Annotated in this window: 14 protein-coding genes; 3 read left to right on the top strand and 11 right to left on the bottom strand. The window is 53.9% G+C overall.

Annotated features, from left to right (window positions below; genetic code table 11):
• Positions 1–333 precede the first annotated feature (333 nt).
• Positions 334–567 carry a hypothetical protein gene (locus H9L05_RS22775; protein ID WP_187734697.1) on the top strand — a complete coding sequence of 78 codons (234 nt, stop codon included), beginning with the start codon at positions 334–336 and terminating at the stop codon, positions 565–567.
• 80 nt (positions 568–647) lie between these two features.
• Here H9L05_RS22775 and H9L05_RS22770 read toward each other — a convergent pair whose 3' ends face one another.
• Both H9L05_RS22770 and H9L05_RS22765 read right to left on the bottom strand, forming a co-directional pair.
• The gene (locus tag H9L05_RS22770) at positions 648–959 is read right to left on the bottom strand and encodes a hypothetical protein (protein WP_187734696.1); all 312 of its coding nucleotides are present in this window, start codon (positions 957–959) and stop codon (positions 648–650) included.
• A 45-nt stretch (positions 960–1,004) separates the two neighbouring features.
• Positions 1,005–1,685, bottom strand: a complete 681-nt coding sequence (locus H9L05_RS22765; RefSeq protein WP_187734695.1) for a recombinase family protein — start codon at positions 1,683–1,685, stop codon at positions 1,005–1,007.
• A gap of 287 nt (positions 1,686–1,972) precedes the next feature.
• On the opposite strand from H9L05_RS22765, the gene H9L05_RS22760 reads away from it, so the two are divergent.
• Positions 1,973–2,191 carry a hypothetical protein gene (locus tag H9L05_RS22760; RefSeq protein ID WP_187734694.1) on the top strand — a complete coding sequence of 73 codons (219 nt, stop codon included), beginning with the start codon at positions 1,973–1,975 and terminating at the stop codon, positions 2,189–2,191.
• 244 nt (positions 2,192–2,435) lie between these two features.
• Here the strand turns inward: H9L05_RS22760 and H9L05_RS22755 are convergent, their stop codons facing one another.
• The 6 genes from H9L05_RS22755 to H9L05_RS22730 all read right to left on the bottom strand — a co-directional run bounded on the left by H9L05_RS22755 (position 2,436) and on the right by H9L05_RS22730 (position 7,281).
• Positions 2,436–2,828: a hypothetical protein gene (locus H9L05_RS22755; RefSeq protein ID WP_187734693.1), complete on the bottom strand. Its 393-nt coding sequence runs from the start codon at positions 2,826–2,828 to the stop codon at positions 2,436–2,438.
• Positions 2,829–2,950: 122 nt separating this feature from the next.
• The gene (locus H9L05_RS22750; protein WP_187734692.1) at positions 2,951–3,226 is read right to left on the bottom strand and encodes a hypothetical protein; all 276 of its coding nucleotides are present in this window, start codon (positions 3,224–3,226) and stop codon (positions 2,951–2,953) included.
• Positions 3,223–4,116: a hypothetical protein gene (locus H9L05_RS22745; protein ID WP_187734691.1), complete on the bottom strand. Its 894-nt coding sequence runs from the start codon at positions 4,114–4,116 to the stop codon at positions 3,223–3,225. The genes H9L05_RS22750 and H9L05_RS22745 overlap by 4 nt, the downstream gene beginning before the upstream one ends.
• A gap of 531 nt (positions 4,117–4,647) precedes the next feature.
• Positions 4,648–5,868 (bottom strand): replication initiation protein, encoded by a 1,221-nt coding sequence (locus H9L05_RS22740; RefSeq protein ID WP_187734690.1) that lies wholly within the window; start codon positions 5,866–5,868, stop codon positions 4,648–4,650.
• Positions 5,869–6,148: 280 nt separating this feature from the next.
• A complete protein-coding gene (locus H9L05_RS22735) occupies positions 6,149–6,523 on the bottom strand; it encodes a hypothetical protein (protein WP_187734689.1) in 375 nt (124 codons plus the stop codon).
• Positions 6,520–7,281 carry a ParA family protein gene (locus H9L05_RS22730; protein WP_187734688.1) on the bottom strand — a complete coding sequence of 254 codons (762 nt, stop codon included), beginning with the start codon at positions 7,279–7,281 and terminating at the stop codon, positions 6,520–6,522. Before H9L05_RS22730 ends, H9L05_RS22735 begins: the two co-directional genes overlap by 4 nt.
• Positions 7,282–8,000: 719 nt before the next feature.
• On the opposite strand from H9L05_RS22730, the gene H9L05_RS22725 reads away from it, so the two are divergent.
• Positions 8,001–8,636, top strand: coding sequence for a hypothetical protein (locus H9L05_RS22725; RefSeq protein WP_187734687.1), 636 nt, complete (start codon positions 8,001–8,003; stop codon positions 8,634–8,636).
• Between the two features lie 41 nt (positions 8,637–8,677).
• Here the strand turns inward: H9L05_RS22725 and H9L05_RS22720 are convergent, their stop codons facing one another.
• From H9L05_RS22720 to H9L05_RS22710, 3 genes are all read right to left on the bottom strand, one after another.
• Entirely contained in the window at positions 8,678–8,953 is a 276-nt protein-coding gene (locus tag H9L05_RS22720; protein ID WP_187734686.1) for a CPCC family cysteine-rich protein, read from the bottom strand.
• 177 nt (positions 8,954–9,130) lie between these two features.
• Entirely contained in the window at positions 9,131–9,502 is a 372-nt protein-coding gene (locus H9L05_RS22715; RefSeq protein WP_187734685.1) for a hypothetical protein, read from the bottom strand.
• Positions 9,503–9,860: 358 nt separating this feature from the next.
• The gene (locus tag H9L05_RS22710) at positions 9,861–10,334 is read right to left on the bottom strand and encodes a hypothetical protein (RefSeq protein WP_187734684.1); all 474 of its coding nucleotides are present in this window, start codon (positions 10,332–10,334) and stop codon (positions 9,861–9,863) included.
• Positions 10,335–10,526 lie beyond the last annotated feature (192 nt).

The raw sequence follows: 10,526 nt of genomic DNA, 5'->3' as shown, positions 1-10,526 counted from the left end.
AAAGCAGGCTTGGAGCGTGCGCGCAGGAAAGGCAAAGTGATCGGCCGGCCCGAATTGGATCCCGAAAAGATCGAGCAGATCCAGTGCTTACGGGCTACGGGCCTAAGCATCCGGGATATCGCTGCAACGATGGAAATCAGTGAAACGGTAGTATGCAAATACCTGGTATGAGCATATACTGATTTACGAGCCTGATATCCCGCTCCTCTATTTACGCGAGGGCAACATGGCTAGGGCACCGCCTGGCCATCGTGGCTCCGGCCGTGGGCGAGTTTATGAGCGTATTGCTGCGCCAGAGTTGCAAATGCCTGGCTCCCTAAAGGTAGGCGGGGCGTGCCGGCATCAGTGCTGAAGGTTAAGGCCCAGATAGGGATGATGCGACAGCCCAACAACGTAGGCGTGCGAAATAATGCTTATGGCTTCATGCTCTACCGATATCCTCTGGATCCAGCGCGCGGGTTTGACCTGGCCCGCAATTCATTTGCCTCGGCTGTTGCCGTGCTCGCTCAGCTGACAGGCCATGTGCCGAGGGAAGTGCGGGTGGTGAAGCTAACTGAGGTGGGTTGATGCAAGCCAGCTGCAGTAAGGGGTGTAACCAATGGGTGCAGTATCGCGAAGTCTTTAGCTAAGGAGCACGCCACCCCTTCTTACACGGCGTGAAACCGATGTTCGTGAGGCGTCTCTTCGGGAAAGCGTCGCCCCGTCGGGTTACAAATATCCGTCACCGGGTTGGGCCAGGAACGGCATTGCTGCGCTATAGCCAGCGTGAGCCGGTGAAACCGTCCGCCGCGTTGGGGTTGGGTGCGCCACCCCCGCTTATCCTGGTCTACTCGCCATAAGGGCGCCGCGGCTAAGAACTTCGCATCAGCTTCTAAAAAAGGTGGTCCAAACGGTTCTAGAATGGTGCCGGGGTCTAACGACAACCCGTCCACATCGTACAGGGTAGGTAGTGTTTCCATCGAAATAACAAAGGGAGTAGAAGAAATAGGGAGATTAAAAGTAGCTCAGCGAAGGCCTCCGACCGGCTCTTGCTTCCGCAACACGAGGCGGCGCACGCCGGCGGCGGTAAAGGCGCACCCCCTTCGGGTGCGGTAACCCGAGGCGGTGAGCTGGGCGGCAATGCGTCGGTAGTCCCATTGCAGACTCCGGTACAAGCGGGCCAGTTCGGCTGCCTGTCGATTCGCGAGACTCGTTTGCGCATTCGCTTGTCGTTGCACCTGCCCCTTGGCCCTCGCCGCGGCCGTCAGGTTGGCCGGTGTACCCAGTTGGTGCCCCCGCGCTTTCTTGGCGGCCAAGGCATCCTTGGTGCGCGTCGAAATCGCTTTCGCTTCCTTCTCGGCCACGGCCCCTAAGACGTGAATGGTAAACTCATCGGCGGCGGGCATATCGACCGCTTTGAAGCGCACCCGGCTTTCCATCAGGGCCGAGAGAAAGGCCAGGTTGCGGGCCAACCGGTCGAGCTTGGCCACCAGCAGCACCGCCCCGACTTCCTTGGCCGCTTGCATGGCCGCCTGCAACTGGGGCCGGCTGTTCTTGCGCCCACTCTCCACTTCGATAAACTCGGCCACGATTTGCTCACTCGGTGCGAGGAAGGTACGGACGGCCGCTTGCTGGGCTTCCAGCCCCAGGCCACTAAGGCCTTGGCGGGCAGTCGAGACCCGATAGTAGGCGACGTAGTCGGGCATAGGCTAACAGAGGGTAAGTAGTAAGACCCAAAACTACCCCTTTTTGGTTGTGTATCATTACATGAACGGTCGTTTAGATAATGATACACGACCTACTGAGGTACCTTCCGAGCTGGGGTGGGGTCCGGACTCCCCGCCGCGAGAAACGGGAAAGGCCTCCCTCCTGCCCTATCCCCATCCTGGATTGTTTCTTCGGCTACCCCGCAATGTGGGCAGCTAAATCTAGGGTATTCCGTATATTTAGTAGGGGAGGTACTTCCTTCCCTCCCGCTTTTTTCCTACCTCCCATGAGTGATACCCCGGACCTTTCCGCCCCCGCCCCGGCGGGCTATACGCCGCCCACCGAGCCCTGTAGCTTTCCCAATCTGACGGACCGCGAACTCGACCGCGACGTAGTGAATCTATTCCTGCCCGAGATCGATCTGTTTGCCACCGACGAAGAGCTGGCGGCGATGTACCCGCCCGGCGACTGGGCCCGCATGCAGCGGGAGCTGGACCGGCAGTAACCCGCTGCTCCGCCCCGACCTACCCGCTTCGACGAGGGCTATTCGGCAGTCAGCCACCCGGATACCGGCCCCGCCGGCGAGCAGCAGATTCTACGGGGGTTAGCGGGCTGTTTTTACCTACAATCAGGGGTGTTGACTTAGAAATCCCCGATCAGGGGTGGCTAGCGTTGTGGCTCGAGTGGGTGAGGATGGGTGAGGAGGAAAATGGCTACCAAGCGAGCCCCGCCCGCTACGCCAGGGCATTCTACTTACATAATTTAATCCGGTCAGAAGGTCCCACCGGCAGCCCAGCGTCCTTGGCTCGGAGGGTAGGCCCCAGCGCTTCCCGGTACCGGTCCACCCCGCCGCGGGCCGGGAGGGTGCGCGCTAGGCCTGACCCGGCGGCAGGCAAGGCTCGTATCTGCTGATGCTCCTCCCGTGGCAGGGCCACCAGCTTCCGCTTCCGGTTACCAGTCGACGTTTGCCCGTCACTCTGTAGCCCCTCGATACTGGTTTGCACGATCCGCTCGGGCCCCGAGTAGAGCGGGTGAGCCTTCAGCTCCTGCATACGCTGCCAGGCATCTACATTGACTACGCCCTCGGGAACGCCGGAAGGGGCGGCGGGTAAGAGGTTCTCGGCAGGTTCTAAGGGCTCCATGGGGCAATTTTGACTATTATTCCGGTGTTTTGACCCAGAAACTGCCCTTTACTTCTGGGTAGCGTTGTGGGTCGGTTGGGTGAGGATGGGTGAGGAGGCAAACGGGCCAAAAATTAAATTATTTAATGGGAGCCCCGCCCTACAATATCGGTGTACACGGTGGCCACGTTCTCAAATGGTTTGCCCGCGGTGGTGTGGGGCGCTACATTGTACACAGTAGGCAAACTGGTAAAGCAGTTACTTCCTGAGGGGACATGCTGCCAACTGCCCGTGGTGGGCTGCCAGCCCTCCGGCGGATTCATGCCAGTATAGTTCATGGGGTTTGCCGGGTCGCTTACCTCATAGATACTCATGCGGGCTTGCGTGACGCCAAAGGGCGTGAAGACGATTCGGTTCAAGAGAATGTTATACGCTTCTTCGGGGCTCTCATCCCGTAGGCGTAAAAGGGGGTGAGTAGGGCGAGCACCTGGAAGATGGTATCCATCGCGGCCGCGGGCACCGGGTTACGCGCACCAAAATTCACCGCGGGTTTCAGTACGTAGCACAAGGCTCCCTGCAGGCAGTATACGGCTTTAAGATTTTGTCCCCACGCGTTTACCCCTGGCATCACCTGCAACCACCGGGCGAGCAAGGCTTGCGCCGTCGTGGCATCGCGCAGGATGAAGTGGATATGTGGATGGTAGCGTTCCTCGAGTAGCTCAAGCGTATAAGAAATTTCTACCTCGCGGAGGCCCACCAGCGGAACCGTGGGCCAGGCCGGGTGGAAGTGGCCATAGCGCTGGTAGTAGCGGCGGTTGCGGTGGTAGTGCTTATTCCACAGCTCGCTGATCTTGGTAAAGGTCAGAAGCATGTGTTTGACCCGGTCGGGCAGCTCCGCTCGGACACAACTGGGCACCGTTAGGGTGAGCAGCTGGGGGTTTTCCCAGGTTTCCATTAGGGGCAGATACTTGCGGACTAACGTACCCATGCGGTTACAGGCACACTGAAAGCACCAGCGGAGCCCGCAGCTAGTCGGGTAGCGTTTGCGGTAGGGTAAGCCCTGATCACACTGCCAGGTTCTATACAGGGTGCCCCGTGCCCCAGGAAGTTGGGAAAGCTGGGCGATCCGGTGCTCGGTGAGGTCCCGTTTCTCGGCGCGGGTGAGCTGGGGCTCTTCACGGAAAGCAGGCCCCACAGGCTCCTCGGGGCTTAATTCGATTAGCTCGACATCGAATAGAGCATACTTGTCCGGACCTACGCCGGTATATGAACTAGGAGTGGGCTCCAGCGTGGGCGGGAACCACGACACCTTGGGGGAACGTGGGGAAGGGAGGCTCGGGCGGACAGACGGGACCGGAGCAGCAGCAGATCGCTTGCTCAAAGGAAGGCACCAAGAAAGATTCCGATCTTACTCTACGCTCTACGGTCTGGCTGTTATCCTGAAGTCAGGAGAGGCAACCGCTATAAAGGTAAACTGCTGGCGGCCGCATTTGCAAAAAGAAGTAGGGCAAATCTGGTTTGAACCTCCTGACTCTTAGGGGCTAGGGCGAGAGGTAACCGGTCCAGCCACAATGGGCCCACGAGGGCAGCAGGTCCTTTCTAGCGACCTATCCTTCTACCCTCCAGGAGCCAGCTGCCACCCGGCCGCGAAACGGCGAGGACAGCCCGTACCCTGGGGACCGAGCTCCGCTATGTGCGTGGCGTTGAGACGCCTACTGAGTGTCCTGTGCTTGGCTATGAAGGGGCACTAGCTGCCGCTCGCTGGTCGTGAGACTTCCAGCCAATGAACAAACCTGTTGGACACTGGGGCCAGTGCCAACCGCGGCGGCAGCAAGGCGACCTACGGCTGCTTAATCAACCATGCTTCTCCCTCCCGGTGCTCGACTTGAAAGCCATCCTGCAGGTAGACCTGCTGGAGATGCTGCTCAAAGGTTTCCGCGCGCTTCTGGCGCTGGGCATAGGGCCCAGGATTGTCGTACATCTCCCGGATCTCCCGGAGGCGAAACGCGACCTCGGCCTCCTTCTCTGTACTAGCTAGCGCCTGTTTTTTGGGCGAGGTATTTTTGGTGGCCTTCGCCTGCTGGTAATCCGCAAGCAAGTATTTTTCAATCAGCGCTTTGTAGATAGCCCCGGCGGGCTTCTTAATTTTACCTTTCTGAAATTGCGCTTCCACAATGCGCACCACGTAGGCGATGTAGTCAACATCGTACTCGCCCGCCGCCAGTTGTTGGCTGACCACGGCCAAGCTCCTCTCTCCTACGCCTATTTCGGCCAGTGTTCGCGTCCACACAGGAGCCTCACTAAAGGGCGATTTTGTAGGCATTGCTCCCTCCTTATGAGGAGCAGACAATAAGAATTTCACCTCGGATACGAGCTTGCCCTGCTTCAACAATTCATAGGTAAACGGCATATCCGTCTGTTGCATCTCGGTCTGGGCCTTGTCCAAGATACGTGTGCGCAGATTATTAAAGCGTGGGTACTCACCCTCTTGAAGATCAAGCAGAAAACGAAGCTGAGCGATGGTAATTGTTCGCTCTCTAAAGGTGGCGTACTCCTTAAGTAACCAGTAAATGCGGTAAGAATAAAAGCTTTTAAGCTTATTGAGTTGCTCTAGTTGCGCTAAGGTAAAGTTGCCACTCTCCCGCAGCTGCAATAGATAGGGCATGATCAGCGGGTTAAAGGACGCCACGACTCCTCCTCGATCACTCTCATAAGCAGCTTTGGCCATGAGCGGAATAAACTCAAAATCGGGCTTCTTACTCCGTTTTCGAGTGCCTTGCTGGGTATCAACCAGCTTCTCGATATAAAGCCGACGCGAGGTAATGTTATTGCACATCTGCTTTACTTCCTCATATGCCGAACCGCCGGTACGCTCATGGATTATTTCTGCCATAGGCACAAAGTGCTCGCGAAACTGCTCGTCTCCAGGCTCGATGCGGGTAAGTAAAGAGATGAATAAGCGCATCTCCAAGGGCACAAAGCTGAAGCGCGAGTTGATGAGAGCATTATGTTGTGCTACCGTTTTATCAACAGCCGGAATCAAGGGCGATTTTGTAGGCATATGAAGCGCGAGAAGGCGATTTTGTAGGCGTCAAGGGGCGATTGTGTAGGTATCAATCGTCGTTTATGTAGGCGTGAGAGGGCGATTTTGTAGGTGTATACCTTTGCATACCTCACAACGACAATAAGTTATGGCTCCTGTAATTACTAATGTAGTATATATAAAAAGCTAGCTTATTTAGGGCGATTTTGTAGGCATGAAAAGCAAGTGCCCCTAATAGTAAAAAATAGCACAAACTCGAAATTTTTCGCCGCGTTTTTATTGCTATTTTATACTGTAATTATTTGAGTTTCTTGCCATTAAGTCGGTATTGTTCAGCCTCGGGCAAAGGCCTATCAGCCCCATCCATAGCATCTAAAAAAGCACACAGCGCAGAGTCGACTGCCTTTTTCAGTACAAGCCGATCCCAATACTCACTCTGCTTTAGCCGCACATAGGTACTGCGCCGCAAAAAAGTGCTGAATTTAAGCCACTCCTCCTCAGTAGGCACAGTTGAAATAGGGGCTGGGGGTACAGATGTGTCAGCCGGAACGACGGATTGGGGAAGTAGTACAACCTCCCGGTTTACGCCATACAAACGCGCGTCATTTGTTAATGGCGGTGCTGGCATATCTAGATCGTCGCCAAAACTTGGTTTCTTGGTTTGCTTACTCATACTCGGGCAATGATTTCTCGGGTGAGCGATTCGTAATCGGTAGCGCCATTGCTCTCCGGCGCCCACCGGTAAATACTTTGCTTTTTGATTTGGGCTTCCGCCAGCGAGACGTTTTCGCGTATGGTGGTCTCCATCATAAGTTTGGCCTCGGAATACTTGGAGTCAATTAGGGCGACCACGTCATGGTGAAGCTTTTTGCGGTACTTGCTGCTGTACTTGGTAAAAAAGATGCCACCAATGATCAGGTTGGGATTATACAAGTCCTTTACCCGCTCGCATGCTTGTATAAGCTTGTTTAAGCCTTCATAGCCAAAGTATTCCGGCTGGCAAGGAATAAAGACTGCATTGCAAGCCACCAGGGCCATGTATGTAAGAGCAGACAAAGAAGGCGGAGTATCGATCAGGCAATAGTCATAGCGATCCTGTAACGGTGCTAATCCCTTGCGAAGGATGCTTTCGTAGCCCAACTGCTGGCCGACCATCTTCTCCAAGAAGTCGAGATCCGGAGTAGCTGCCACCAAGTGTAAGTTTTCCTCAATCGCTAAAACGATATCCGCCAGCTGCGCTTTTTTCTCTAACACCAGCCCTAGATCTGGATAACCAGAAGGCAGACGAAAGGCTAGTGAGAGATTGCGCTGGGCATCGCAGTCCATGAGTAACACGCGATGACCATCGCGTGCCAGTGTCTGCGCAACACTAAGCGTAGAAGTTGTCTTTCCTACTCCGCCCTTATGATTGGCGAATACAATAATCTTCATAGTACAGAGCTCAAACTGGATCTGGAAGTAATAATAGAGAATTTAAACTTCCCTTACTTCTTAGCCATGCCAAAGAAGTTAAACTTCTTTGACTTCTTTGACTTCTTTAACTTCTGAAAGAACTATTAAAAGTTATAATTCTTTAACTTCTTTAACTTCCAATAGAAATACAGGAAGTTCGTCTTCTTTAGGAAGTTTCTCCCTTATAAGACTGTCCCGTGGTAAAATGCCAATTGTCAAATAGACGACTCATTTCGTTTTGGGAGAATGCTTCTCTTAAATAATTTAATTGTAGCAGGGGTAGAAGCTGGCAGCTTCACCGGCAACTCCGCGGGCCCCTGACAAGCGGACACTTTTGGACTTAAAAGCTGCTGGGAATGGCCATTAAATTATTTAATTCCCAGGTGGCAAGTGGACTAAAGGGCTTCTCCTCCGCCCGAGGCTCCAGCAGGCCACCTCGAAGGACACGAGCAGGTTTACGATTAGCAGCGTTTCACTCTCCTGCTCAGAACGAACAGGAACCAGATAAGGTCTGATAACAGAAGCTTATCAGTCCTGACTTTGGACGCTGTACAGGTGTGAGAGGAGCGTTCAACAACTGTACACCCTCCCGTATAGGGATCCATAAGACCCTGCTTATCGATCCTTATTTCCTGTCCTAGCAGTCATCCGATAGCCCCCTATCTTGTCCTCGCTTTCCCCCTGACCGTTGTTCCCCTATGCTTGGAAAATTTTTCCTACTCCTGCTGCTTGTCGCTAGCTTTCCTGCGCAGGCCTGTGAATGCCGCAAGTCACGCACAAGCTGGACCTATGCGCTGATGCAAGAGAAGCTGGGGCAAACTCCCCACGTCTTTCTAGGCCGAGTGTTCGCTGTGACGGATACCACGTTCCAGGTGCAGGTGCTCGAGGAATTAAAAGGCCAGCTGCCGCGCCCCCTCCTCCAGGGCCGGTATGATCAGTATAGCAGCTGCGGGATCCTCGTCCGAGAAGGGGTCTGGATCTTTTATTCGCGCTTGGATGCGGCAGGCAACCTCCTGGAGCTCAGTGCTTGCACCTTCTCGGGCAATCTGACCGAGCCCTACTTGCTGCTCCCACCTCCGGATCCGCGGGTCATCCCAGACTCGCTGGCCCGGGAACAGCTCTACCAAGCGCAGCTGGCTGAGCAACGCGCCCTGTTTGTGCAACAGTGGCTCACCGAATACGCGATCCTCGTGGCCTATCGGCGCCAGCATCCACCGGCTGCGGCGCCTACCCCAGCGAGCACGTGGGTGCCGTATCTGGCCCTGGGGGTAGCCCTGCTGGCCCTGTTGATCGTGCTCTTCAACCAGAAAGGCCAGCTCACGGATAAGGGTTAATGACGCAGCTTTATCGGACCTTATGAGATAAACAAAATAGGTTATCGCTCATCGGGTAGTTCTTCCTGTTTGGGAGGGCGCACGTACCGTTTAAATGGCGGTTCTGTCACGCCTAAGTCCCTATAATTGATCCGCGCTTGGTTTAAGCTCACTTGATTGGCCCCGCCTTCGTACGCAGGATCCGCGTGTTGAATTGGATCATCTTCCCAATAGCAGACGGGACAAATATCATAATGTCCCGTAGCGGGCTCTTGAAAGGTATAGTACGCACAACAAGGGCACTGGTAATATCCAAACTTATTGCTTTGGTTGTTCATATGCCTCTTTTACTACTTTTCCGCGGACGGGGGTATAACTCCAATTACGTTAAGCGACAATTTTTAGAAAACAAACAGCCTAGCACAACGCCGTTTTCTGCCTTTTGTCTACTTCTGATATTTTACAGTAATGCAAGTTCCAACCCATTGGTGGAAGTACCTGCCCTAGAGATTTTACTAGTTCCCCCCTTTCAACTCTGCTTTGGAGAGTTCTAAGTAATACCACGTGTGGCCGACTGGGGGCATGGATGCAGGCGTATAGTTCTTATAAATGCCACTAAAAACAACTTCCTTTCCCACTTGCTTTAGCCCCTCGGGCAAATCGCCGCATACTACTCCGATGGCTACGACGTCAATGGTTCCTGGTTGAGATGAGTAAATAAGGTATCTGTCCATCTCAGAATTGAATACAATAACCCCCTCCGCATCCTTTACCTGTCTTACTACTGGGCTTTGTGTTGCACAAGAGGTTGGTGAATCTTCCTTTTCGCAACTACTGCTCGTGAATAATAGAATACTTAGAAGACAGGTAAGAATTGGAGTTTTCATACGAGTATGAAGTTGAGAATAAGTACGTGCTTGAACTTGTAGAGCAGGGTAACATCAACTTAGTTGCAAGCAATATTGTAAAGTGAACATTCTTTAATATAACGCATCAACACATGCCATCCAAAACTCGCTGGACTGGAAACATCGCCGGAGCCCCCGCAGCCGTTTGCTGGCTAACCTAAATGGGCATTTTAAGACACTGTGTCCGAGAAGGTCTTTTATGTTTAGCAACGACTTAGGTAAGCCACTAGCTATGGGGACGACTTCCTTACTACTAGACTCATAATTGCGTCCCGCTTAAGTCGCTACTTGCTTTCCCTTATCCAAGCTTGTTGTTCTCTTCTCGCCAAGCGCTGGGCTAGCCCACGGCTGATGGGGCAGGCTCCGAACTGGGAGTCGTAGATGGAGCGTTTCCGATCAGGCGGCGCACGTAGTTCGAATACCCCTGGCTGTCCTTGGTGAAGTCTTGCCACAGGCCCTTAAAACTGGGTAAGAAGTAGTAGTGGGTGTCATCGCTAAACACCACTCGGTAGGCAAAAAAATAGACCGACTCAATGTGACGATAGAGCCCCAGGTCCTTTTGAAGGGTGCCTTGGATGGCGTGCTCGATGAGGAAATGGGAATCGCACACGTAGATATTGGCCGTGTGTAGCGTCTTAAAGTAACTGTAAGCGAGCAGGAGGGCAACGAGGATCAAGCCGAACCAGTACCCCGGCTTGGCCGACCCCACGAACCCTACCGTCACCAGCGCACAGATACCGGCGGTGAACAGAAACGCCATCCATTTGAGAGCGAGCGGCTGAATGGCCCCGATACTGACTTTGGTACGCATACTTCTTAGTTAGCTGCTCGAAAGGACTCGGCGAAGGAAAATTACTCCCGCCCGACTACAAGAGTAACGATTCGTGACGAAACCGATAATTACCCCCCCATCAGATACGAGGAGTGCGAATCCCAGCTTGTGCGGCTGCCCCTTAGGAGAGTAGCTCATGATGAATGATACGGGTGGGCTGGCCACTCAGCC

This window comes from Hymenobacter qilianensis (assembly GCF_014489555.1).
GTDB lineage: Bacteria > Bacteroidota > Bacteroidia > Cytophagales > Hymenobacteraceae > Hymenobacter > Hymenobacter qilianensis.
The sequence above is the reverse complement of the archived record's forward strand: the minus strand, read 5'-3'. Positions and strand labels throughout refer to the sequence as shown.

Excerpts from the sequence above, each read along its gene's own strand:
- H9L05_RS22755 (WP_187734693.1), bottom strand. The coding sequence starts at position 2,828 with ATGGAGCCCTTAGAACCTGCCGAGAACCTCTTACCCGCCGCCCCTTCC.
- H9L05_RS22725 (WP_187734687.1), top strand. The coding sequence starts at position 8,001 with ATGCTTGGAAAATTTTTCCTACTCCTGCTGCTTGTCGCTAGCTTTCCT.
- H9L05_RS22710 (WP_187734684.1), bottom strand. The coding sequence starts at position 10,334 with ATGCGTACCAAAGTCAGTATCGGGGCCATTCAGCCGCTCGCTCTCAAA.
- H9L05_RS22720 (WP_187734686.1), bottom strand. The coding sequence starts at position 8,953 with ATGAACAACCAAAGCAATAAGTTTGGATATTACCAGTGCCCTTGTTGT.
- H9L05_RS22730 (WP_187734688.1), bottom strand. The coding sequence starts at position 7,281 with ATGAAGATTATTGTATTCGCCAATCATAAGGGCGGAGTAGGAAAGACA.
- H9L05_RS22760 (WP_187734694.1), top strand. The coding sequence starts at position 1,973 with ATGAGTGATACCCCGGACCTTTCCGCCCCCGCCCCGGCGGGCTATACG.
- H9L05_RS22715 (WP_187734685.1), bottom strand. The coding sequence starts at position 9,502 with ATGAAAACTCCAATTCTTACCTGTCTTCTAAGTATTCTATTATTCACG.
- H9L05_RS22740 (WP_187734690.1), bottom strand. The coding sequence starts at position 5,868 with ATGCCTACAAAATCGCCCTTGATTCCGGCTGTTGATAAAACGGTAGCA.
- H9L05_RS22765 (WP_187734695.1), bottom strand. The coding sequence starts at position 1,685 with ATGCCCGACTACGTCGCCTACTATCGGGTCTCGACTGCCCGCCAAGGC.
- H9L05_RS22735 (WP_187734689.1), bottom strand. The coding sequence starts at position 6,523 with ATGAGTAAGCAAACCAAGAAACCAAGTTTTGGCGACGATCTAGATATG.
- H9L05_RS22770 (WP_187734696.1), bottom strand. The coding sequence starts at position 959 with ATGGAAACACTACCTACCCTGTACGATGTGGACGGGTTGTCGTTAGAC.